Genomic DNA, 23,288 nt, shown 5'->3' with positions numbered 1-23,288 from the left:
AAAACTCTATTTTTTAAGGTTTTATTTATTCTTCAAAAAATGGTTCAATAAAAATGTAGTTGAACTGTCGTGATTTTTTACTGTTTTAGAGTTAATTTCATCTAAAATAGAATTTGCCAGTTGTTTTCCTAATTCAACTCCCCATTGGTCAAAGCTGAAAATATTCCAGATTACACCCTGAACAAAAATTTTGTGTTCATATAATGCAATTAATGAACCTAAACTTTTTGGTGTTAATTTTTCAATCAAAATAGTATTCGTTGGTTTGTTACCCGTAAATACCTTGAATGGTAATAAATAAGAAGCTTTTTCTGCAGAAAGTCCTTGTTTGTCAAATTCTGCTTGAACTTGTGCCGGAGTTTTTCCGTTCATTAAAGCTTCTGTTTGGGCGAAAAAGTTTGACATCAATTTATCATGATGATCTTCGTTTCCGTAAAGTGGTTTTATGAATCCAATAAAATCTGTTGGGATTCTTTTTGTTCCTTGGTGAATTAGTTGAAAGAAAGCATGCTGTGAGTTTGTTCCTGGTTCTCCCCAAATAATAGTTCCTGTTTGGTAGTTTACAGGTTTTCCATCACGGCCAACACTTTTTCCGTTGCTTTCCATAGTTGCCTGCTGCAAGTAAGGAGCTAGTTTAGATAAATATTGTGTATATGGAATCAAAGCTTCGCTTTCGGCACCATAAAAATTATTGTACCAAACACTTAATAAAGCTAAAATTACAGGAATGTTTTCATCAAATTCTGTTGATTTGAAATGTTCATCCATTTCATTTGCGCCAACTAATAATTGGTTGTAATTGTCAAAGCCAATTGCTAGCGCGATACTTAAACCAACTGCACTCCAAAGAGAAAATCTTCCGCCAACCCAATCCCACATTGGGAAAATGTTGTCAGGATTAATTCCAAATTCAGTTACTTTTTGAATATTTGTTGAAACTGCCACGAAGTGTTTTGCAATATCTTCTTGTGAAGCTGATTTTAAAAACCATTCTTTGATAGTTTCAGAATTTGATAAAGTCTCTTGAGTAGTAAAAGTTTTAGAAACGATTAAAAAAAGTGTAGTTTCTGGGTTTAACTTTTTGATTATTTCATTTACATGATCACCGTCAACATTTGAAACGAAATGCGTTTTTAGATGATTTTTGTAAAACTGTAAAGCTTCAACAGCCATAACAGGCCCAAGATCTGAACCTCCAATTCCAATATTTACAATATCAGTAAAAGCTTTTCCGGTAAAACCTTTTCTTTCTCCAGAAATTATTTCTTCTGTAAAGTTTTTGATTTTGTTTTTTACCTCGTAAACTTCAGGAATTACATTTTCTCCATCAACTTTTATAACTGCAGATTCTGGAGCGCGTAAAGCAGTATGTAAAACAGCTCTGTTCTCCGTTTGATTGATAATTGCTCCGCCAAAATATTGTGCGATTGCATCTTTTAATCCAATAGAATTTGCTAATTCTAATAATAGCGAAATGGTTTCTTGGCTGATATTATTTTTTGAATAATCAACTAAAAAGTCATTCCATTGTAAGTTGAATTTTTCAGCACGAGCATTATCTTGCTGAAAAAGTTCTTGTATTGTAGTTTCGTGAATTGCGTTATAGTGGTTTTGCAGATTTTTCCACGCTTCAGTCCCGGTTGGGTTTGTTGTGTTTAAAGCCATTTGTATTTTTATTGAAGTTTAGTTTTTTTAGAAATACAAAAATACTGAAATAACTTTTAAAAGGGCAGTGGTTCGGGATTATATAACAAATAGTTACGAAAACGATTTATGAGATTGGGGCTTCAATTTTTGATTTTTGCTGTTATTATGACGGCACCATCATTTTCTTTTTCGTTATATATTATGCGGCTGCTGTTCTTGTTTAAAAAATCCAGATTTATGATCTCTGATTTTTTCAACGGCAATAAAATAGTGTCTTGCTGTTTGTTGTATTTAAATGGAATTCCGTTTATTACGATTAGGGGAGATTGATCAATTTGATCTTTTACAAAAGCATTATTGATTAATTCTGATGCGTAATATTTGTTTGCATTTGAATCCTTTAAAATGAAAATCTTTGGATTAGAACATCCGAGTATTATTGTCGATGAGAATGCAAATAGTATTTTTTTCATTAATTAATTTGTGATTTGATAAAAGATGTTTTTGAATTAAAGTTTTACCAAATCTTCCACCAAGGCTTTTTATTAATGGTAATAGTTTTTTCGGCTGTATTAATTTCTATTCTTTTTAAAGGCTCTGTTTTAATCTTAGAATCATCAAAGAATAATTCGCCATTATCACTCATTCCAATTGGAGACTTCGTTCTTTCTTTCCAGTTTTCGGTTTGTAACTCTGGGATTAAAGATGAATTAATTTTGGTGCTGAATTTTTTTCTTGCCTTTTCGATAATTTCTTCTTCAAGATTTGAGGAAGAATTTTTAAAAAGCGAAATTGAGGTATCGGGAATATTTAAAAGAAAAACCTGTGTTTTATCATCAATTTTTTGAATATCTAGAACTTTAAAATAAGCAATCGAATCTAATAGAAAATGTCCAATTTTTGCTGAATCAGGATTGAATTTTGATAAATCTTTAGGATGAGCGCTGGCAATCAAATATCTAAAATTTCCAAAAAGACCACCGCCAATTGAAGTCATATCGGTAAAACCTTTTTCTTGAATGATTTGTCCGATTTTGTAATTCAAAATTAAGTTCTCGGGCAAATTAGTGTCTCTGTAAAATAGTTTTAAACCTGAAAAAGTTTCATTGTAAATTGCTTTAATCCGAGCGTTTTTCATGTCCTCTAATTGATAAGGTTACAAATTCCCAATACTGTCCAATTCTCTTTTCAAAGGTTCGATTTGTTTCATGAAACGCGTTCTGTCATTTCCAGTCAAAGATTCGCCAGTTGGTAAATTAAGTCGAAGTGCATCTACCTGAACGCCGTTTTTCCAGAATCGGTAACAAACGTGAGGTCCAGTTGCAAGTCCTGTACTTCCTACTAATCCTATAGTTTGTCCTTGTGTAACACGTTGCCCGCGTCGAACTAAAATTCGTGACATGTGTAAGTATTGAGTAGAGTAAGTTCCGTTGTGTTTTACTTTTACAAAGTTTCCGTTTCCTGCTGTGTATCCTGTAGCTTCAACAACTCCAGATGCAGTTGTTGAAATTGGAGTTCCTGTTGGTGCTGCATAATCGGTTCCTTTGTGTGCTTTCCAAGTATGTTGTACAGGATGGAATCTATTCGCAGTAAAGCGAGAAGTGATTCGGCTGAATTTGATTGGTGTTTTTAAGAAAAAGTTTTTTAATGTTTTTCCTTCGTCATCATAATATTCAATTTTTCCTGAAGTGGTATCTCTTTCAAATGGAAATGCATAAACGATTTTACCTTTATATTCAAAAAAAGCTGCTTCTAGTTCTTCAACACCATCATAAGTTTTGCCATTGATAAAACGCTCGGTGAAAATTAACCCGTAACGATCTCCTTTTTTTAGTTTAAAGAAGTCAATAGACCATGAGAATACTTTTGTAATTCTGCTGGCAAGTGCAGTTTCGACGCTCTCGTTTCCAAGAGTTTCAGATAGTGAGCTTTTTAAAACTCCGCCAATAATTTTACGCTTTAAAGTAACAGGTTTTACTTTTTTGTATGCTTTTGCGATGCTGTCTCTTAAGTCAATTACATAATAAGACAATGCATCTGGCTGGTAAATAAATACTTGTAATTTGTTGGTTTTGTTTTTAGCTCTAAGTAAAGTAAAGGGTTTGTTGTAACGAATTGATCTTACGTTAAAAGAATCTTTTACTTGTTCGACAATATTGTGAACTTGTTTGTCGCCAATATTTTGACCTTGAATTATTGAACCAAAAGAATCTCCTTTTTCGATAGTATCGTTAACAACATTGAAGTCAGCATAATTAAAACCAAATTCTACTTTTTTGGTTTTTGGTTTAATAGTTTTTGTTTCAACCTTTTCGGCGGTTTTATTGCATGAAAATATTGAAAATAATACTATTATAATTACGAATGCTTTTTTCAAACTTTTATATTTTTTGGGAAACTAAAGTAGTTTATTCGTTCCCCCAGTTAGACAATTCATCTTCGGTCCACAATTTAGGAAAAAAGATGCGTCGTTGGTATTTTGGGTGCATATATTTTTGCCAGTCGCTTCCGCCTGTTGCTTCTCCCGTTCCTTTTCCGCTTTCTAAGATGTATTTTCTTGCAGTATTTAAATGCTGCATTACCCAAGTAATATTTACGGTTTTATCATAGTGACGCATTGCTGCGATTAAATCACTATTTTGCTGGTCTTCAACTGGTAATTGAGAGAATTTCTGCCAAATGTTTTTCGTCTTAAATGAAGTCATTTGTCTTAAAAACTGATCTTTATATTTTTTTTCAAACTCATTTAGCAAATAAGATTTTTCGCCAGTTTGGTAATCTTTTCCTGCGGCTTGCCAGTATAAATGCTCAAAACTTGTTTCAAGATCTGTGTTTTCGTTAAAATTTGCTTTGTATCTGCGGTCTGTTAAATTAATAACATCTGTAGATGCAAATTCGATTAATCTGTATTGTGCACTTTGAAAACCGCTGGCAGGAGTAAGTGTGTTTCTGAATTTCATGTATTGATCTACTTCCATACCGTTCTCCATAATACTGAACGAATTGGTAAGCATGTCAAAATATCTTGTAATTCTTGAAAGTCTTTCGCTGAAAAAATCGGACTGAATGTTTTCTGTGTCAGCAATTTGATCGATTTCCCATAAAATCATTTTAAAGATTAATTCGTTTACCTGATGATACATAATGAAAACCATTTCGTCAGGAAGTGTGGTGCGTTGTATTTGTAAATTTAAAAGAGCATCAGTTTGTATGTAGTCCCAATATGTAATTGGTTTTGACCAAAGCAAACCTTCTAACTGAACATCAGTTTTTTGATTTATGGCTTGAAATTTAAGGTCAATTTCTTTTAAAATTGATTCTGAATGATCAGTTAGGTTCATTTCTTTTTAACTTTAAGCGGATTTTTTAATCCTTTATATTCATCAAGATCTGCTTTTAGAGATCCAACGGCAAGATCTGCTTTGATTCTGATTGGTACTTTGTTGTCGTCGTCTGTAATCCAGAGTGTTAAGCTTTCTTTTTCTTTAAAGACTCTTCCTGTTTGCACAAGAGGTTTGAAAACCATTGTTGAAACGGTTCCAAATTTAGTCGTAATATCTTGACGGCCTACATATTTTAACTTAAATTTTGTGATTTCATCATCAAAAAACATATCAATAGTAATGGATTCACCTGATTTTAGTTTATCGATATTGGGATGATTTCTTAAATAATAAAAAGACGAAACAATATCTTGAACATTGTCAGTAACTACAATTGTTTTTTCGGTTTTTCGTTTGTAATCTTTTACTAAAACTTTGTTCTCGGAGAGATTAAAAAAACCTTCTTGATTTTTAGTGTAGCCGCCTTCGTCAATTTTACGAACATAACGATAAGGACTTCCAGTTTCTTTATCGAAATAACTTTCGTATAAGTCTTCGACTTTAAAAAAGAATTTTGACATTCCGGTTGTATAGCCTTTTCCTATGGCGTGATGAACTTTTTTGTTGTTTATTGTAGCGTCTTTAATTTCAAGAGTTGCGTATCCGGCATTTACAATCCCGTAATGAATTCTGAATTTGAAGTATTCTCCAGTATCAAAAGCGTCTTCTTTTTGAGTGTCAAAACTAAATGTTGTTAGAATTAATATAATGAGGACGAACTTTTTCATAGTACAATTTTTACATTTCATAATAAAGGTAAATAAATGCAAATTCTATTCCAAATGTACCAAAACAAAAAAACTCAGTCAAGGAATGACTGAGTTTTTATGCTATTAACTAACCAAAAAACTATAAATTATGAAATTTATATCAAATTAGAAGGAAACCACCCCTTCTTGATTTGCGAGTGCAAAGATAGATACAAAGTGCATAAAAAAAATAGCAAATAGTAAGTTTAACATAACATTTGCATAAAAATCATCATTTTACAGAGATTTTTTTTGCATAATGTAAAAATAATGCAATTTTACAAAGTTCCTCTCAATTCCTGCTCTCTCTCAATTGACTCAAACAGAGCTTTAAAGTTGCCTGCACCAAACCCTTTTGCACCCATTCTTTGAATAATTTCAAAGAAAAGAGTAGGTCTGTCTTGAACTGGCTTCGTAAATATTTGTAAAAGGTAACCATCTTCATCGGCATCGACCATGATCGCTAACTTTTCAATTTCATTGATATCTTCTTTCATCATGTCCATATGAACTCCTAATCTTTCAGGAATTGCTTGATAATAGGTATGAGGAGGAGCTGATAAAAATTCAACCCCGCGTGCTCTTAGTTGTGATACTGTTTTGATGATGTCATCTGTAGCAATAGCGATATGTTGAATTCCAGGCCCGCCATAAAAATCTAAATATTCTTCAATTTGGGATTTTTTCTTTCCTTCGGCAGGTTCGTTGATTGGAAATTTGATTCTTCCGTTTCCGTTAGACATTACTTTACTCATCAACGCAGAATATTCTGTAGTAATTTGTTTGTCATCAAATGATAAGAAATTCACGAATCCCATAACGTCTTCGTAGAATTTTACCCAAGTATTCATTTCATTCCATCCTACATTTCCAACCATGTGATCAATATATTTTAATCCCGTTGGTTCTGGGTTGTAATCTGATTTCCATTCTTTATAACCGGGCAAGAAAACACCGTTGTAGTTTTTTCTTTCTACAAAAATGTGAACTGTTTCGCCATAAGTATAAATTCCTGAACGAACTACTTGACCAAATTCATCTTCTTCGACAGTTGGTTCCATAAAAGAACGCGCACCGCGTTTCATCGTTTCTTTGTAAGATTTTGTTGCATCTTCAACCCAAAGAGCTGCCACTTTTACTCCGTCGCCGTGTTTTTTCAAATGTTCGTTTATTGGAGAATCTGCCGTTAAAGGCGTTGTCAAAACAATTCTGATTTTATCTTGCTTTAAAACGTAAGATGCTTTGTCTTTAACTCCAGTTTCTAATCCGGCATAAGCCAAAGACTGGTATCCGAAGGCTGTTTTATAATAATGTGCAGATTGTTTTGCATTCCCTACATAAAATTCTACATAATCTGTTCCTAATAATGGAAGGAAATCTTGCGCTCCTTCAAATATTTTCTCTAATCCGTATTCTACTGATTTTACTTCTTTTGACATGATGTTTATTTGTTTAATCGGTTAATCGTTTATCTGATTAAACCGAAATGTTGTTTAAGATTTTTTCTAACCGCAAAGTTCGCAAAGATTTTTCGCAAGGTTCGCAAAGTGATCATAGCGTTCTTTGTGAAAAATCTTTGTGAACTTTGCGGTTAAGTAGGTTAACTATTCCGTCCAGGATTTGTAATATTGACCATCATCAAGACCCATAGCTTCTTCGGTTACCATTAATGGTCTGAAAGTGTCAACCATAACAGCTAATTCCTGAGTTTCTTTATGACCAATACTGCGTTCCATTGCGCCAGGTGCTGGTCCGTGTGGAATTCCTTTTGGGTGTAAAGTAATATGACCCTGCTCAATATTATTACGGCTCATAAAATCGCCATCAACATAATACAGTACTTCGTCTGAATCTATATTGCTGTGATTGTAAGGTGCCGGAATTGCTTTTGGGTGATAATCGTAAAGTCTTGGGCAGAATGAACAAACAACAAAAGTTGCCGTTTCAAAAGTTTGATGTACCGGAGGCGGTTGGTGAACACGCCCGGTTATAGGTTCGAAATTGTGAATTGAAAATCCGTATGGGAAATTGTATCCATCCCAACCGACAACATCAAATGGATGTGTAGCATAAACCACTTCGTGAATCATGCCTTCTTTTTTAATCTTAATTAAAAAATCTCCTTTTTCGTCGTAGGTTTCCAATTCGTTTGGCAAAATAAAATCACGTTCACAAAATGGAGAATGTTCTAAATGCTGACCTGATTGATTTTTGTATCGTTTTGGAGTATAAAATGGAGAATACGATTCTAAATAAAATAGTCGGTTGTCTTCTGTTTCAAAATCGATTTGATAAATTATACCTCTCGGAATAATTAAATAGTCACCATATTCAAACGGAATATTTCCTAACATGGTTCTTAATTTTCCTTTTCCTTTATGGATGAAAAGCATTTCGTCGGCATCGGCATTTTTATAGAAATAATTTCGAAGCGATTCTTTCGGTGCAGCCAAGCCAATGATACAGTCTTTATTGACTAACATTGCTTTTCGGCTGTCAAGAAAATCATTTTCAGATTTTAATTCAAACCCTTTAAAAAGAAGTGATTTTATGTTTTTTCCAATTGCGATTTTTGGTTCAACCGAATAGGAGTTTAAAATTTCTTTTACCTGCGTTGGTCTGTGAACATGATAAGATAGTGACGAATGTCCGTGAAAACCTTCGGTTCCAAATAATTGTTCATAGTAAAACCCTCCGTTTGGTTTTTCGAATTGGGTATGTCTCTTTTGAGGAAAATCTCCAAGTTTATGGTATAATGGCATGGCTTTTCAATTAGATAATTTTTAAATTAATTAGATAATTCGAAAATTTTGAATTGTGTGAACAGATAATCAAGTCAACTTTAGTTTTGACTAATTATCTCAATTCGATAGCTTCATTCAGGATTTCTCTTGATGAGGAATTGAAGATATTCTAATAAACCTGTCCATTTAGTTTTCATTATAACAAATGTCGTAATTTTTATTGATCAAAATTACATATTATATTATTTATAACATAAAATATTTCGAAAAAATCGAAATTAAAATAAAAAACCTATACTAAACCAAGTGAAGCTCTTTGACATTTCTGGCGACCAAGATTGTTTAATTTCGATTGGGCCAATAATCGTTTCGAGTCCGTAGCCTACTGCATAACCAGAATATTTTGGCATTGAAATCCAATCGACCGTACTAAATATATCATCGCCCAAATTGGCATAATTGGCCGAAAGATTTACGTGATTTTTCTTGAAAATCTCGTAATCAAGTGTGATTCCCGTTTTTATAAAACTGTTTCCAGCAATACTCAGAAAATCATAACCGTAAAAATAATTGAAGTTATTTATCTTATTATATCCATAACCTCCTAGAATATAATCGAAAAAAGGTACGCTGTCATTTCCAAATGTTAAACCAGCATCAGCATCTATTTTAAAAGTAAGTTTTTTAAATATCGTGTTTACATAGGAAACCTCTGCTTTTGCCATTGAAAATGGTTTAAACAAATTGGTATAATTTGAAGATGCTAAATAAGTTTGGAGATCTGTCGAGAAATACAATCCTGAATTTGGGTAATATTTGTCATCAAATGAATCGTATTTTAGGTAGGCAAATGCACTTAGATAACTGCTTTTGTCAATTACATTGTCAATATTGGCAAGTGTTGGGGAGCTTATTTTAAGATATTTATATTCAAGTCCACCGCCCATTAAAAATTTCTGTACAAAAATGGTTTGAAAATAAGCCTGATTGCTTAAATCCATAAAATCGACATTGATAAGGTTTACATTCGGATTTTGAGCTGTTAAAGTACTTATATTGGTCGTTACATTTCTATTAAATTGATTTAATCGAGAGCGAAATCCAAAACTAATATTAAAACCATTTTCGACATAATAGTTAAAATCATATCTAAAATTGTCTCCTAGAATGATATCCATTGAAGTAACATCATTTTTTAAGAATGTTTTTTTATGTGTAAGATTCAATAGTATGCCGCTTTTATACAAGCCGTCATAATGAAGACCAAGTTTTAAATAGGTCTGTGTTGGGTTTTCTTTAAGCACAAGATCTAAGTCGTCGCTTTCTCCATCTGGTTCTAAACAGTAGGATATTGTACTAAAGTTTTGAGTTGCATTTAAGTTGTTGATTCCAGTTTTAAGATCGGCATATGTAATCGTGCTTTCTGGTTTGAAGCGAAGTTTTCCTCGAATATATTCTTTGGTGTAATTTTCGAGATTGTCACTGTTTATTTTTGCGATTTTAAGTGTATCCGAAGCAATTTTTAGTTTTGGTTTTTTATAAAAATTATCTTCGTTTACAAGCGATTTTAGTTTCTCATAAACAGCAAAAGAAGCTTCTTCTCCTTTTCGAATAATTTCTTCTCCTTTGTCAAAAGAGATTACGCCATAATCACGAATGTCGGGTTTGATGTAAATGTCAGTATCTTTTACTTTACTTTTCATTTTCTCAATAGATTGCAGATTGGTGATCTGAACCAAAATTCGAGTTGCGTTTTTTAGGTTTTTTCTATTCAATAAATCATCCTGAACATCGACACCAATAATAATGTCTGCGCCAAGATTACGAACTTCTTTTATAGGATAATTGTTTACAACGCCTCCGTCTACTAATAAATTTCCGTCGATTTCAACAGGTGTAAATAAAGATGGAAAAGCGGCACTCGCCATCATGGCTTGCACTAGATTTCCTTTGTTAAGTAATACTTCTTCGCCGGTTTCAATATTCGTTCCAATGCATAAAAACGGAGTTGGAAGTTTGTTGAAATCGCGAACATGACGAACATTACGTGTTAGACTGCTCAGTAAATTGTAGTTGTACATTCCTTTTGAAAGTGCCTCAGGAATACCTATTTTAAAATTACTGAAAGGTAAAACAATAGCATACAATTCATCATTTTTCTTTCCGTAGAAATTTTTTGATGAACGCGGAATATAATCGTTTATTAATTCGTCGAAATTTGTTTTCTTGAAAATAGAATCAATTTGAGAAGCATTGTAACCAGAAGCATAAAGTCCGCCAATTACAGATCCCATACTGGTTCCGCCAATATAATCAATTTTGATTCCAGCTTCTTCCAGTACTTTTAAAACACCAATATGTGCAAAACCTTTGGCACCGCCGCCGCTTAATACCAATCCAATTTTTGGTTTTTTAATACTGTCTCTTTTATTTTCCTGTGAAAAAGATTTTTGGGGAGTCAGTAATAAAAGTGTAAAAAGTAATCCTGTACTCCAGAAGGAAATAGAAAACTGCGAAAACGAAAAGATTGTTTTTTCCTGCCAAATAAGAGCGGCCCAAGAAGCTCCCTTTCTGGAATCGGAGAAAAATCCTTTTAACCGAGTATTTAAAATTGACAGCTGGTTTGGGCGCATAAGAATTTACTAGTTCGTTTTGTAAAAGTCGACAATTTTTTTGGCTTTAGAAACCCCTACAACGGCAGATATTTCTTTTTCTGATGCTAATTTCAATCTTTTAACACTTTTAAAATGTTGTATTAACGTAAGCATAGTTTTTTCGCCAATTCCCGGAATACTTTCTACTGAGGAATTAAGAGCTGCTTTGCTGCGTTTGTCTCTGTGAAAAGTAATTCCAAATCGGTGCGCTTCGTTTCGTAATTGCTGAATCACTTTGAGCGTTTCTGATTTTTTATCAAGATATAACGGAATTGAATCTCCGGGATAAAATAGTTCTTCTAAACGTTTTGCGATCCCGATAATGGCAACTTTTCCGCGTAAACCTAATTCGTCAATGCTTTTTAACGCTGCTGATAACTGACCTTTTCCGCCGTCAATAATAATTAATTGCGGCAGCGGTTCATTTTCCTCTAACACTCTTTTGTAACGACGATATACAATTTCGGTCATTGAGGCAAAATCATCTGGACCTTCGACTGTTTTTACATTAAAATGACGATAATCTTTCTTGCTTGGTTTTCCATCCTTAAATACTACACAGGCAGCAACAGGATTTGTTCCTTGAATATTCGAGTTATCAAAACATTCGATATGACGCGGCTCTGACGGAAGTCGTAAATCTTTTTGCATTTGCGCCATGATTCGATTTGTATGTCGGTCAGGATCTACAATTTGTAATTGTTTTAATTGTTCAATTCGGTAAAATTTTGCATTTCGAATCGATAGATCTAAAATCTGTTTTTTATCACCAAGCTGCGGAACTGTTGTTTTGATGTTTTCGCCTAAATCTATTTCAAACGGAACAATTACTTCCTTAGATAAAAGCTGAAAACGTTCCCGAAGTTCAATAATAGCAAGTTCTAAAAGCTCTTCGTCACTTTCGTCAAGCTTCTTTTTCATTTCTAAAGTGTGCGAACGAATAATCGATCCATGTGAAATTTGCAGAAAGTTGACAAAAGCGGCACTTTCATCAGACACAATCGAAAATACATCGATATTGGTAATCTTTGGATTTACAATTGTCGATTTTGATTGATAGTTTTCTAGAACTTCTATTTTCTCTTTTATTTTCTGTGCTTCTTCAAAACGCAATTCCTGCGCATATTCAATCATTAATCGTTTAAAGCCTTTGATACTTTCTTTGAAATTTCCTTTAAGAATTTCGCGAATTGCATCGACTTGTTTTTGATATTCTTCTAATGATTCTAAACCTTCACACGGTCCTTTGCAATTGCCAATATGATATTCAAGGCAGACTTTAAATTTACCAGAATCAATATTTGATTTGCTTAAGTCGTAATTGCAGGTTCGAAGCGGATACAATTCTTTGATAAGATCAAGAATAGTGTGTACTGTTTTGAAACTGGTATAAGGACCAAAATATTCGGATCCGTCTTTGACCATTCTTCTGGTCGAAAATATTCTCGAAAAAGGTTCTCTTTTTATACAAATCCAAGGATAACTTTTATCATCACGAAGCAGAACGTTATATCTTGGCTGTAGTGTTTTTATTAGATTATTTTCTAACAAAAGAGCATCCGTTTCAGTAGGAACCACAATGTGTTTTATGGTAACGATTTTTTTTACTAAAACATTTGTTTTAGCTGTATCGTGAGTTTTATTGAAATAGGATGAAACTCTTTTTTTTAAGTTTTTGGCTTTGCCAACATATAGAATCTTTCCGTCTTTATCATAATATTGATAAACGCCCGGATTATCTGGTAAAGTTAGAATTTGAAGTTCGAGAGGAGTCTGCATAGAACAAATTTAAACTTTTGCGCTCAAATTAAATAATTCTTTTAGTTTTCTTAAAGAAAAAACGCCCGTTTTCTCTAAGAAACGGACGCTTTTTTTATGGTGTTATTTTTACTTAATTGTAAAATATTCTGTTTGCAGTAAATGTGTTCTTTCATCAAATGAAAAGTCTACGTATTTTGCATCATCTTTTTTGATAGAAACTTCTAATTTACTTCTGCCGATTTCTTTTTTATCAGCATCAAAAGCTTTTAGTAAAATATCGCCTTTAAAGTCTTTTTTAGCAATCAGATAAATTGTTACTTTCTTTTGTTTATCATTGTCAGAGGCGTAAATTTTCTCCGCTTTACATTCTTCAAAACTGGTTTTAAAAGCAGGATCAGAAATTACTTTTGAAGTGTTGATACTTTCGCTCATTCCTGAATTGATGCCTTTAATCACATCACCAATTCCTTTTGATGCACTTTTAGCAGCAGCTTTTCCTTCTTCTTGAAGTGCTTTTCCCGCACCGTCAATTAATTTTGATTTAACAGCAACAGCTTCATTTCCATCCGCTTCAGCTTCTTTCATTTTCTCTTCTTTACTCTGGCAGGAAACCAATATGGCTAATGCACTAAATAAAACTAATACTTTTTTCATTTCTTTTTTAGGTTTTGAATAGATTGTATGTTAGGAATTTAAGTGTTAAAAACCAAAGATATAAATTTAAAATATAATTTCTATATTTAGCTTTTATTATTAAATATGAAAAATAGTAAGCCTTTGGTGATTTTTGGTGAAGCAATTCTACCCGGAGAAAGCAGAACCATAAATGTTGAGATTGCTCGATTACATACTACCACAAAACTTAATATTCCTGTTATTGTTCGTCGTTCAAAACAAGAAGGGCCTGTTGTTTTATTTTCGGCAGGAATTCATGGCGATGAAATAAATGGAGTTGAAGTTGTTCGTCAGATTATCAGTAAAAAAATTAATCGTCCAGCAAGAGGCACCATCATTTGTATTCCGATTATCAATATGTATGGTTTTGTAAATAAATCTCGTGAGTTTCCTGACGGAAGGGATTTAAACAGGGTTTTCCCCGGAAGTAAAAAAGGATCGCTCGCAAGCCGATTTGCCTATCATATTGTAGCCGAAATTTTGCCTATCATTGATTATGCTGTCGATTTTCATGCAGGCGGCGCCAGTCGTTTTAATGCGCCTCAAATTAGAGTTACAGAGAATAATCCCGAGTTGAAAATTCTGGCTGATGTTTTTAATGCGCCTTTTACTTTATATTCTAAAAATATCAATGGTTCTTTTAGAAATACCTGTGAGAAAGCCAATATTAAAATGCTGCTTTTTGAAGGCGGAAAATCGCTGGATATAAACGATGCAATTGCAAATGAAGGTGTAATGGGAGTGAAGCGTCTTTTGCATTATCTTAAAATGCTTGATCCTAAACACATTGTTGAAAAAGCCGAAGAGCCATCCATCTACATTAAAAATTCAGTTTGGCTTAGAGCTAAATGCTCAGGTTTGCTTCATGATTATAACCTGATTGGAAAGTTTGTGACTAAGGGAACAATTTTGGCGATAATTACAGATCCGTTTGGTAAATTTGAGCAAAAGGTAAAAGCGCCCCATGAAGGATTTGTTATAAACGCTAATCATTCGCCAATTGTATACGAGGGTGATGCTATTTATCATATGTCTAAAACTTTACCTGAAAATGCCGACGAATAAAAAGGAATTACGCATACATTATAAAAATCTTCGAAAAGAACTTTCGGCAGATAATATTGAAGAAAAAAGTCTGGCTATTGCCAATAATTTAATCCAATTGCCTATTTGGGATAAAACATATTATCATGTTTTTCTTCCAATAGTAGAACATAAAGAAGTTGATACTGAATTTATTCTGCATTTGCTTTCAGGAAAAGACAAGGAAATCGTGATTTCTAAAAGCGATTTTGAAACTCGTGGAATGACTCATTTTTTATTGACGGATAATACCAAAATCAAAAAGAATGAATATAATATTCCTGAACCTTTAAACGGACTTGAGGTTCCAACTCAAACTATCGATGTGGTTTTTGTACCGCTTTTAGCTTTTGATCATTTTGGAAACCGAATAGGTTACGGAAAAGGTTTTTATGATAAATTCCTTGCCGATTGTAAACCTGATACTATTAAAATTGGACTTTCGTTTTTTGAAGCATCAGATCAGATTGATGATGTTTTTGAATCTGATGTGAGATTGGATTACTGCGTTACACCTGAGAAAGTTTATACTTTTTAATTGTAAACCCTATAAGTGATATAATAAAATTTGACTTTGTTTTTTGAACAAGCTTAAGTTTACTTATATCACTTATAGGATGGAATAAAGCTCCAATTGTTCATCTTGGAATTTGGGATTCTTTTATTTTAGTAAAAGTTATTGCAATTTAAAGTATTCTATTTTTGTATTGCCGCAAACTATTTCTGAAATACCAGTATCATGCTCTTGTCCGATGAAATACGCAATTAATCCCCCAGAAGGTGTATCTATGTAATAAGTCCAAACATCTTTGTTTGAATAAGATATGTATAGAGGATCAGAAGACATGTTTGCTTTATCTGTAAAAACTAGTTTTTCGGTTTTAATCAAACTCCATTTTTTAGTTTTGGGATATAGTTCATAAAACAGTATTTCATGAGGATTTATAGTAATCATTTTTGCAACTACGCTGTCTGAAGGTTCTCTCATAGCCCATGTTTCAGCAGTTATCATTTTCCAATTACCAGTAATTTCTTTGATTAAATTTGTTCGTAAAATAACTTTTAACGAATCTGATTTTTTTAAAGAAAGATCCTTTATCTTTTTATTAGAACCGAAATTTTGGGCTAAAGAAAAAAAGGCATGCGCTCGGTTGAGTTCTTGATCTTTTAAAGCTGTTTCAGCCTTTAAAAACACTTCTTTTTGACGATTATCTATATCAAATACTTCTTCTTGAGCAAAGAGGTTAAGTGAGAAAGTAAGTAATAGTGTTAAAACAAGTTTTTTGAGCATTCGAATGTAATTTAAAATGAGATTATAATTTGCATTCTGTTGAGAGTCTACTTCACCTCCTTGATCGTCGAAGCATCAATCCAGCCTTCTTGACCGTCTGTTAATTCGATTTTTTTCCATTTTCCAACAGTCTCGATTACATAAACTTTTGCTCCTTCATGCAGTAAAATTACTGGAGAACCTGCTTTTTGAGGTTCGCTTCGAACTTCACTTAATTCCGCAAAAACAATTGCGGGACGATCGTTGTCAAAGTGATTCTTCTCAGACATTCCTGCTGAAACGCTTAGAAGTAATGCAACTAAAAGAATAAACATTCCGATAAAATAAATTCTTTTGCTAATTGTAAGCTGCGAAAAGTAGTATCCAATAAAACATAGCAGGAATACAAATGAAATGACAACAGAAATTTTTGCCCAAGTATCATAGTCAAAAATTCCGGTAAAGTTTTGAATTAGTTTTGCGAAACCTACTTTTGGGACTTCTTTAATTTCATCAATTGTTCTTTTTTTAGCAAACTTTAAGTTGTTTAAAGCTTCAGGATGATGAGGATTTAATGATAATGCTTTCTCATAATTATAAATAGAAGGAGCAACTTTATTTAGTTTATAATAACAATTTGCAAGGTTATAATAAACCTCTGCCGATTCTTGTTTGTCTTCTTTAGCTATATTTTCGAAAACCTCTGCAGCCTGTTGATACTCTCCCTTTTGGTACAAAGCATTTCCTTTGTCAAAGGCGCTTTGAGCAAAAAAGACCTGCGTGATTAATAAAAAGAGATATACTATATTTTTCATTTTTATTTTCTTTGAACCTGAGTTGGTTTTAAAACCTCTCGAGTTTGATGTTATATTTAAACAATCTGCTTTTCTAGTGCCGAAATAATTAAAACAGCTTTATCATAATCCTGTTGGATAGAAGCGCTTGATGCTGGCGCATAACGTGCAAATTCACAGTTTTCGGTCAAGTTAATAAAATCTTGAACCGCTTCTGGATTTGCATTTCTAGACAACAATAATTCTTGAATATTGGCTTTGCTCATTTCTGAAGTTTCAATATGCAGTTTCGCCTTTAAGAAATTATGCATTGCTTTCTCTAATGCGATATAGAAAGCTTCTTTATTGTTAAGCTGTTTTTTGGCTTGCGATAAGTATTTTTTAGCAAGCTTATTGTTCATTCTAATTCTATTTCCTGTTACGTCGCCGTCTATTGCTTCTTTTCTTTTCTTAGCAAGAATAATAATTGGTATAATAGCAAAAGGCAGGAACAACAAAGTATAATACAAGTTTGAACCGTAAAAATCATTTTTAGCAATTGGTACTAATATGGTTTTTGTTTTGTTGTATTTAAATTGCTCTTTTTCTGCAATAACATTTTTAGAAGCTGTCGATGGATTTGCTTCGGCTAATGTTGGACCGTCTAAAACATCAATCATAATCTCTTTTGTAGTTATTGTTCTATACGAACCAGAACTAAGATCAAAATAAGAGAATGTCATTGGTTTAATCGCATACTTTCCTTTGTATTGAGGAACGATGGTGTATTTGTCGGATATTTTTCCAGACATGCCAGATAATGCTGTTGAAACATTTTCATCATGAACTGGGTCGTACATCTCTAATGCGTTTGGCACAACTGGTTTTGGCAGGGTAAATAATTTCATGTTTCCGTTTCCGGTTGCACTTACCATTAAATCAAGACTTTCACCGCTTTTTAAAGTTGTCTTTGTTGGCGTAACTGTAAAATTAAATTTACCAACTGCACCAGTAAAGCTTTCGGGTTTTCCAGTTTCAGGAAGTGGTTTTACATTAATAGTTCTTGCTCCCGCAGATACAATTTTATTATCTTCAGTTATAATCATCTGACCAAACATGTCACGACGATTTGTTGGTAATTGAACACCAATATCTAGTGAAAAAGGTTCGATCGTTAATTTCCCAGATTTTTGAGGATATAAAATGGTTTTCTTTAAAACAACATAATAGCATCTTTGCCCTTGAAAATTACCTTCTTCAATTGCCAATTGTTTAACTTCGATATTCTGATTCCAGAAATCATTGTATTTAGGTTTTGCAACTTCTTTAAAACCAGTAACACCAATTCCGTTAAAATATAGTTTATAAACTACAGTTATTGGTTCGTTTAAGTACGGATTTGTTTTAGAAACTTCTGCGACTAATTGCAATAATTCGTTTCCAGAACCTTGAGGTCTGTCGTTAGGATCTCTTTCTTGTGCAACTGCATTGGTTACAGTAACTTTTATGGGGTTAGTTTTATAAATCTGCCCATTGTATTCGATCGCGGCCTGCTTGATTATAACTGATCCTTTTTGAGCTGGCTGTAAAATGTAAGAGTATATTTTTTGAAAAGAGCTTCGTCCGTTTACCCATGATTGGCTTATTTGCTGACTAGGTCCTGCAACTAGTTTAAAACCGTCAAAAGAAGGCTGGTCGAAATTATCTCCGTCAACATTCATGATGAAATCAACGCGAAGTCTTTCGTTTAGTCCAAGTGTATTTTTGCTTACTCTGGCTTCAAATTGAACTTGAGCCAAAAGCCCTTGAAAAGTGAATAGTAATAGAATTAAATATCTTTTCATTTAATTTTTTAATCGTTGTTGGTTTAACTGTTAAATCGTTTATTCGTTTGCCCGTTTTATTATTAAACGATTCGACGATTAAACGATTGAACTAAAAATTTTACCAGTCTTTCTCTGGTTTTTTAGGATTTGATTTTACTTTTTGTGCGTTAACTTTATCTTGAATTTTCTTCTCTTCATTGTTTACAGCATCTAATAAGTTTTGAACGCGTTCTTTTGAGATTCCCCCAGGCATTGGTTTTGGCTCTCCGTTATTGTCGGACTTGTCGTCTTTCTTCGGATCGTTTTTGCCGTCTTTTTTATCCTTGTCTTTATCTCCTTTATCGTCTTTTTTCTGATCGTCTTTACCGTCTTTTTTATCTTTATTATCGCCGTCTTTCTTTTGATCGTCTTTCTTGTCGTTCTTTTTATCCTTATCCTTGTCTTTGTTCTTGTCGTTTTTAGGAGGATTTTCTTTTAATTTTTGTTTCGCCAATGCATAATTATAACGCGTTTCATCATCTGTAGGATCGTTGCGTAAAGCTTCTTTGTAAGCTTCAACGGCCTGCGTATAATTTTTCTCTTTCATAAAAACGTTTCCAAGATTATGAAAAGCTTTATGTTTTTCTGGTCTCGTTTTAGCATTTTTTATAGCATTCGCAAAAGCATATTTAGCTTCAGAAACTTGATTTTGTTTGTAAATCGAGTTTCCAAGATTATAAGGAGCTGCTGCGCGCTTAGGAAATTTTGAGGCAGAGATTCTATAATTAGCTTCGGCATCAACAAATTTATTCTGCTTATATTCCTCATTGGCACTAGGCAATGTCTTATCTTTTTCCTGAGCAGAAACTGCCAAAGAAAACGTTAGTAAAATATAAAGAAGTAAATTTTTCATTCTAATGTTTTTATTTTTTATTCCGAGTTTTAAGCGGAATCTTTATTTTTTCTCGTTAAATAAATTCAACTCTTTAATCCAATTGGTTTTTCTTTCTAAAAGGAAAATGTCTACAAACAACAGCAAGAAAGCAAATCCGATGAACCATTGAAACTGTGATTGAAAATCGGCCATTTGCGTAGATTCAAACTCTGTTTTTTGAATGTTATTTAAAGCATTTTTGATATATTCTAAAACCTCTTTAGTATTACCGCCGTAAACATAACCTCCTTTTGTTGCTTTTGCAATAGTTTTTAAGCCTTCTTGATTAAGTTTAGTAATAACAGTTTCTCCGTTTTGATCTTTTTGATAACTGCGAACTACGCCGTTTTCTTTTAACGGAATTGTTCCTCCTTTTTCTGTTCCAACACCAACAGTAATAATTTTCATTCCTATTTTGTTGGCTTCTTCAGCAGCAAGCGACGCTCCTTCTGAATGATCTTCACCATCAGAAATTAAAATTAAAAGCTTGCTTGTTTTGCTTTTTTCATCAAAATATTTAGCTGATAATCGAATTGCTTCGTCAAGTGATGTTCCTTGCGATGAAACCATATCAGGACTCATGCTTTGCAAGAACATTTTTGCAACGCTGTAATCAGATGTGATAGGTAAAACAGGGAAGGCGCTTCCGGCATAAGCAACAATCCCGATTCTATCGTTTCCTAGAGAATTAATAATCTGCGAAACGAGCTGCTTACTTTTGTCTAAACGATTTGGCGCAACGTCTTCTGCAAGCATACTTTTAGAAACGTCAACAGCAAAAACAATATCAATACCTTCGCGTTTTACGGTTTCCATTTTGGTTCCTATTTTTGGATTTACCAAACCGATAATTAAAAACGCTAATGCCAAAAGCAAGATCGATATTTTTAATACAGGTTTAAAAACAGATCGCTCCGGGCTTAGTTTTTTTACCATTTCTAAATCACCGAACTCAAGTTGTTTTTTTCTTTTCCAATACATATTGAAAAGAAATATACACGCCACAATTGGGAGTAGTAATAAGAGATATAAATATTTTTTTTCGTCTAATTCCATATAATTTTTAAAATTCCAATCCCTGTGTTATCGAGATCTTTATTCGAATTTCTTTAAATAAAGCTTCTATAAACCGTGTTTCTTAAGCCAACTTCTAACAATAGTAAGAAAGCTGCAAGTAAAACAAAACCTCTGTATTTTTCGTCGTAATCGTAGAATTTCAATTCTTGGATTTCTGTTGTTTCTAGTTTGTTAATTGCATTGTATATTTCGGCTAACTTGTCGTTGCTTGTTGCTCTAAAATAAGTTCCATCCGTTTTTCGAGCGATATTTTTCATTAATCTTTCGTCGATTTCAACCTTCTGCATTTTGAATAAAAAACCTCCGTTTGGGGCATATGCGTAAGGAGATTCCGCCATTCCGTTTGTTCCAATACCAATCGTGTATACTTTTATGCCATATTGTTTGGCAATATCAGCAGCAGTTTCTGGTTCAATAAAACCGGCATTATTAACACCATCGGTCATTAAAATAACAACTCTGCTTTTTGCTTTACTATCTTTAAGACGATTTACGGCAGTTGCTAAACCCATTCCAATTCCAGTTCCGTCTTGCAGAACAGTATCATATCGAATTCCTTTTATTGCTTCAAGAATAATTGGTTTGTCGCTTGTAACAGGTGTTTTAGTATACGCTTCAGAAGCATATAAAACTAAGCCAATTCTGTCGTTTGGTCTTTCTTCAACAAAATCTGCAGCCACTCTTTTTAAAGCTTCCATACGGTTTGGCTTTAAATCTTTTGCAAGCATACTTCCAGATACGTCAATTGCCATTACAATATCAATTCCTTTTGTTGTTTTAGTTTGATTGCTAATATCTACCGTTCTTGGTCTTGCAAGTGCAATAATTAAAGAACATAAAGCAATGATTCTAAAAACGTATAGAAAAGGTTTTAATTTTGTTAATAACGATTCGCTGTTTTTAAAACCTGCCGTCGAGCTCATTTTTAATGTAGCCGACTGCTGATTTCTTTTCCAAAAAAACCAAGCAATAGCGATTGGAATTAATAGAAACAACCAAAAAAATTCTGGATTTAAAAAAGTGATCTTATTATTCATTAGTTACTTGCCTTTTTAAGTTCAACAGAATTTAAAATTCGGGTTGTGATATCGTTAGCATATGTATCGCCCTCCTCGTGTAAAATAACTATCTGTTGTAATCCTTGATCTTGTTTAAACAACAAGATTTCGTAATATGCTTTTGTACTTGTTTTAGTCGACGGATTTAAAATACTCATCGTTCCGTAACCTTTTATGCCTTGTATTCCCTGATTAGTCTGGAAATCTTCTTGCTTAACGATTATATTTTGACCTCCTTGAAGTTCGATTACTTTTAGACTTCCTTCTAAAGCTTTTGATAAATCAATCTCAGTTGGTGTTTTAAATTGAGTTGTAGAAACGGCAACATAAAAATTATCAATCATACTGCCATAAGCAAAAAGCTGCATTTCCTTTATCAAAGCCATCGTTTCCTTCGGAAGTGCTTTTAAAGCGTCCATACGTTTTAAAACCTTTGGAGTTTCAATAATAACGCCAGGATTTCCGTATTCACTTTTTACCCATTCTCCTTCTAACAATTCTTTAGACGGATGTCCAATAATGTTGTCTTTTACGTATGCGAACCCTTTTGTTGCAATAAAGAAAGTAGTTGTTGCGAATAGTAAAAAAACAACTGAACCAGCAGCAATTGCAATGCGTTTGTTTCTTTGTTTTTTTAATTGAAGCTGAATTTGTTTTTGTTTTTGAGCTTCATTTAATAATTGATCTTCTTCTTCAGCAGGAACTTCTGTTGGAATAGCATTATCCAGCGTTAGAATTACTTTTTGAATTTTATTTCGGTCATCTGTAATTTCAAAATCCAGCGGTTTAGATTTTGCAAATTTTACTAAATCGGCCTGACGTAATACACGTTCTAGATTTTCAACCGTTTCTGGCGTTAAAGCCATTTTCTTTTTAGTAGAAGCGGTTCTAATGGCCTGAATTAATTCAGAAGTTGTACTTTCCATTGCAGGAATATGAATGGCTTCTTCAATATAATTACGAGCAATATCAGTTAGTTCACTATAATATTCTTTAATCTCTCCTTTTTGAACTAATTCCTTTTGCTCTAGATTGTTTAATAAACTAGTCGCTTTTTCGATTGGAGTTTTATAAACTTCTTCTTCGATTTTCTTTTTCTGATGTTTTTTAACATACCAGTATACAAAAGCACCAATTCCTAAAATGATAATCAATGCTAAAATATACTTCCACCAATCGCCAATACCATTGTCAACAGTCGAGATGTCTTTGATGTCATACATTTTTTGCTGCAGCGTATCGACTTTTACATTGGCAACTTCTACTTTAATAGAATCGGATAAATAAGGCTTTTTGTCGATTAGAATCTGAACACTCGGAATTACATATTTTCCTGAATCAAATTGTGTTAAGCCATATTTTTTGATTAACTCGTAAGTGTCGTTTTTCTTAACAGTATCAATTGGGTACGATTGAATTACTTCTAAAGCGCCAATTCTTTTCAGTTTAGGAAAAACTACTTTCGAACTCGAATTAACAGTTGTTTTAAGAGTCAGCTTAAATTCGGCTCCAATTTTATTTTTTGTAGTATCAATGCTTGTTTCAACTTGTTTTTGCTGAGCGAAAACAGTCGAAGTAAGTAAAAATAAAAATATGTAAAACTTTAATTTCATTTGATTAACGATTGAAGGTTTTTGATTAACGATTGAAGATTAACGATTTTTGATTTCAGATT

The 23,288-nt window shown here is 33.1% G+C and carries 20 protein-coding genes; 2 read left to right on the top strand and 18 right to left on the bottom strand.

From position 1 onward, the window contains the following. Nucleotides 1-21: 21 nt before the first annotated feature. From pgi to B0A75_RS05565, 11 genes are all read right to left on the bottom strand, one after another. On the bottom strand, nt 22-1,665 hold the full coding sequence (gene pgi / locus B0A75_RS05615; RefSeq protein WP_089053318.1) for a glucose-6-phosphate isomerase: 1,644 nt from the start codon (nt 1,663-1,665) through the stop codon (nt 22-24). Nucleotides 1,666-1,787: 122 nt separating this feature from the next. Further along, nucleotides 1,788-2,120, bottom strand: a complete 333-nt coding sequence (locus B0A75_RS05610; protein ID WP_089053317.1) for a hypothetical protein — start codon at nt 2,118-2,120, stop codon at nt 1,788-1,790. A gap of 44 nt (nt 2,121-2,164) precedes the next feature. After that, entirely contained in the window at nt 2,165-2,785 is a 621-nt protein-coding gene (locus B0A75_RS05605; protein WP_089053316.1) for a hypothetical protein, read from the bottom strand. An 18-nt stretch (nt 2,786-2,803) separates the two neighbouring features. Next, nucleotides 2,804-4,024 carry a M23 family metallopeptidase gene (locus tag B0A75_RS05600; protein ID WP_089053315.1) on the bottom strand — a complete coding sequence of 407 codons (1,221 nt, stop codon included), beginning with the start codon at nt 4,022-4,024 and terminating at the stop codon, nt 2,804-2,806. A 31-nt stretch (nt 4,025-4,055) separates the two neighbouring features. Continuing rightward, entirely contained in the window at nt 4,056-4,988 is a 933-nt protein-coding gene (locus tag B0A75_RS05595; protein ID WP_089053314.1) for a tryptophan 2,3-dioxygenase family protein, read from the bottom strand. Next, complete coding sequence (locus B0A75_RS05590) at nt 4,985-5,758, bottom strand: DUF3108 domain-containing protein (RefSeq protein ID WP_089053786.1); 774 nt, start codon at nt 5,756-5,758, stop codon at nt 4,985-4,987. The genes B0A75_RS05595 and B0A75_RS05590 overlap by 4 nt, the downstream gene beginning before the upstream one ends. Before the next feature lie 299 nt (nt 5,759-6,057). Further along, on the bottom strand, nt 6,058-7,218 hold the full coding sequence (gene hppD, locus B0A75_RS05585; protein WP_089053313.1) for a 4-hydroxyphenylpyruvate dioxygenase: 1,161 nt from the start codon (nt 7,216-7,218) through the stop codon (nt 6,058-6,060). Between the two features lie 165 nt (nt 7,219-7,383). Next, complete coding sequence (locus tag B0A75_RS05580; protein WP_089053312.1) at nt 7,384-8,541, bottom strand: homogentisate 1,2-dioxygenase; 1,158 nt, start codon at nt 8,539-8,541, stop codon at nt 7,384-7,386. 260 nt (nt 8,542-8,801) lie between these two features. Continuing rightward, the gene (locus B0A75_RS05575; RefSeq protein WP_089053311.1) at nt 8,802-11,156 is read right to left on the bottom strand and encodes a patatin-like phospholipase family protein; all 2,355 of its coding nucleotides are present in this window, start codon (nt 11,154-11,156) and stop codon (nt 8,802-8,804) included. A gap of 9 nt (nt 11,157-11,165) precedes the next feature. Then, nucleotides 11,166-12,956 (bottom strand): excinuclease ABC subunit UvrC, encoded by a 1,791-nt coding sequence (gene uvrC / locus B0A75_RS05570; protein WP_089053310.1) that lies wholly within the window; start codon nt 12,954-12,956, stop codon nt 11,166-11,168. A gap of 108 nt (nt 12,957-13,064) precedes the next feature. After that, nucleotides 13,065-13,592, bottom strand: coding sequence for a hypothetical protein (locus B0A75_RS05565; protein ID WP_123872329.1), 528 nt, complete (start codon nt 13,590-13,592; stop codon nt 13,065-13,067). Between the two features lie 105 nt (nt 13,593-13,697). Here B0A75_RS05565 and B0A75_RS05560 point away from each other — a divergent pair, with 105 nt between their 5' ends. Both B0A75_RS05560 and B0A75_RS05555 read left to right on the top strand, forming a co-directional pair. Beyond that, the gene (locus B0A75_RS05560) at nt 13,698-14,678 is read left to right on the top strand and encodes a succinylglutamate desuccinylase/aspartoacylase family protein (RefSeq protein WP_089053308.1); all 981 of its coding nucleotides are present in this window, start codon (nt 13,698-13,700) and stop codon (nt 14,676-14,678) included. Continuing rightward, the gene (locus tag B0A75_RS05555; protein WP_089053307.1) at nt 14,665-15,234 is read left to right on the top strand and encodes a 5-formyltetrahydrofolate cyclo-ligase; all 570 of its coding nucleotides are present in this window, start codon (nt 14,665-14,667) and stop codon (nt 15,232-15,234) included. The genes B0A75_RS05560 and B0A75_RS05555 overlap by 14 nt, the downstream gene beginning before the upstream one ends. 138 nt (nt 15,235-15,372) lie before the next feature. On the opposite strand, the gene B0A75_RS05550 is transcribed toward B0A75_RS05555, so the two are convergent. From B0A75_RS05550 to B0A75_RS05520, 7 genes are all read right to left on the bottom strand, one after another. Beyond that, nucleotides 15,373-15,987 (bottom strand): hypothetical protein, encoded by a 615-nt coding sequence (locus B0A75_RS05550; protein ID WP_089053306.1) that lies wholly within the window; start codon nt 15,985-15,987, stop codon nt 15,373-15,375. A gap of 47 nt (nt 15,988-16,034) precedes the next feature. Further along, nucleotides 16,035-16,781 (bottom strand): tetratricopeptide repeat protein, encoded by a 747-nt coding sequence (locus B0A75_RS05545; RefSeq protein ID WP_089053305.1) that lies wholly within the window; start codon nt 16,779-16,781, stop codon nt 16,035-16,037. 56 nt (nt 16,782-16,837) lie between these two features. After that, the gene (locus B0A75_RS05540; RefSeq protein WP_089053304.1) at nt 16,838-18,583 is read right to left on the bottom strand and encodes a BatD family protein; all 1,746 of its coding nucleotides are present in this window, start codon (nt 18,581-18,583) and stop codon (nt 16,838-16,840) included. 100 nt (nt 18,584-18,683) lie between these two features. After that, nucleotides 18,684-19,457 carry a tetratricopeptide repeat protein gene (locus tag B0A75_RS05535; RefSeq protein WP_089053303.1) on the bottom strand — a complete coding sequence of 258 codons (774 nt, stop codon included), beginning with the start codon at nt 19,455-19,457 and terminating at the stop codon, nt 18,684-18,686. 42 nt (nt 19,458-19,499) lie between these two features. Continuing rightward, entirely contained in the window at nt 19,500-20,534 is a 1,035-nt protein-coding gene (locus B0A75_RS05530) for a VWA domain-containing protein (protein ID WP_089053302.1), read from the bottom strand. A gap of 53 nt (nt 20,535-20,587) precedes the next feature. Next, complete coding sequence (locus B0A75_RS05525; protein WP_089053301.1) at nt 20,588-21,592, bottom strand: vWA domain-containing protein; 1,005 nt, start codon at nt 21,590-21,592, stop codon at nt 20,588-20,590. Further along, a complete protein-coding gene (locus B0A75_RS05520) occupies nt 21,592-23,226 on the bottom strand; it encodes a hypothetical protein (protein WP_089053300.1) in 1,635 nt (544 codons plus the stop codon). Before B0A75_RS05520 ends, B0A75_RS05525 begins: the two co-directional genes overlap by 1 nt. Nucleotides 23,227-23,288 lie beyond the last annotated feature (62 nt).

The sequence above is a fragment of the Flavobacterium oncorhynchi genome (assembly GCF_002217355.1).
Taxonomy (GTDB): Bacteria; Bacteroidota; Bacteroidia; order Flavobacteriales; family Flavobacteriaceae; genus Flavobacterium; species Flavobacterium oncorhynchi.
The sequence above is the reverse complement of the archived record's forward strand: the minus strand, read 5'-3'. Positions and strand labels throughout refer to the sequence as shown.

Bases quoted from the DNA above. Each gene is read 5' to 3' on its own strand.
- pgi (WP_089053318.1), bottom strand. From the start codon at position 1,665: ATGGCTTTAAACACAACAAACCCAACCGGGACTGAAGCGTGGAAAAAT.
- B0A75_RS05610 (WP_089053317.1), bottom strand. From the start codon at position 2,120: ATGAAAAAAATACTATTTGCATTCTCATCGACAATAATACTCGGATGT.
- B0A75_RS05605 (WP_089053316.1), bottom strand. From the start codon at position 2,785: ATGAAAAACGCTCGGATTAAAGCAATTTACAATGAAACTTTTTCAGGT.
- B0A75_RS05595 (WP_089053314.1), bottom strand. From the start codon at position 4,988: ATGAACCTAACTGATCATTCAGAATCAATTTTAAAAGAAATTGACCTT.
- B0A75_RS05590 (WP_089053786.1), bottom strand. From the start codon at position 5,758: ATGAAAAAGTTCGTCCTCATTATATTAATTCTAACAACATTTAGTTTT.
- hppD (WP_089053313.1), bottom strand. From the start codon at position 7,218: ATGTCAAAAGAAGTAAAATCAGTAGAATACGGATTAGAGAAAATATTT.
- B0A75_RS05580 (WP_089053312.1), bottom strand. From the start codon at position 8,541: ATGCCATTATACCATAAACTTGGAGATTTTCCTCAAAAGAGACATACC.
- B0A75_RS05575 (WP_089053311.1), bottom strand. From the start codon at position 11,156: ATGCGCCCAAACCAGCTGTCAATTTTAAATACTCGGTTAAAAGGATTT.
- uvrC (WP_089053310.1), bottom strand. From the start codon at position 12,956: ATGCAGACTCCTCTCGAACTTCAAATTCTAACTTTACCAGATAATCCG.
- B0A75_RS05565 (WP_123872329.1), bottom strand. From the start codon at position 13,592: ATGAAAAAAGTATTAGTTTTATTTAGTGCATTAGCCATATTGGTTTCC.
- B0A75_RS05560 (WP_089053308.1), top strand. From the start codon at position 13,698: ATGAAAAATAGTAAGCCTTTGGTGATTTTTGGTGAAGCAATTCTACCC.
- B0A75_RS05555 (WP_089053307.1), top strand. From the start codon at position 14,665: ATGCCGACGAATAAAAAGGAATTACGCATACATTATAAAAATCTTCGA.
- B0A75_RS05550 (WP_089053306.1), bottom strand. From the start codon at position 15,987: ATGCTCAAAAAACTTGTTTTAACACTATTACTTACTTTCTCACTTAAC.
- B0A75_RS05545 (WP_089053305.1), bottom strand. From the start codon at position 16,781: ATGAAAAATATAGTATATCTCTTTTTATTAATCACGCAGGTCTTTTTT.
- B0A75_RS05540 (WP_089053304.1), bottom strand. From the start codon at position 18,583: ATGAAAAGATATTTAATTCTATTACTATTCACTTTTCAAGGGCTTTTG.
- B0A75_RS05535 (WP_089053303.1), bottom strand. From the start codon at position 19,457: ATGAAAAATTTACTTCTTTATATTTTACTAACGTTTTCTTTGGCAGTT.
- B0A75_RS05530 (WP_089053302.1), bottom strand. From the start codon at position 20,534: ATGGAATTAGACGAAAAAAAATATTTATATCTCTTATTACTACTCCCA.
- B0A75_RS05525 (WP_089053301.1), bottom strand. From the start codon at position 21,592: ATGAATAATAAGATCACTTTTTTAAATCCAGAATTTTTTTGGTTGTTT.
- B0A75_RS05520 (WP_089053300.1), bottom strand. From the start codon at position 23,226: ATGAAATTAAAGTTTTACATATTTTTATTTTTACTTACTTCGACTGTT.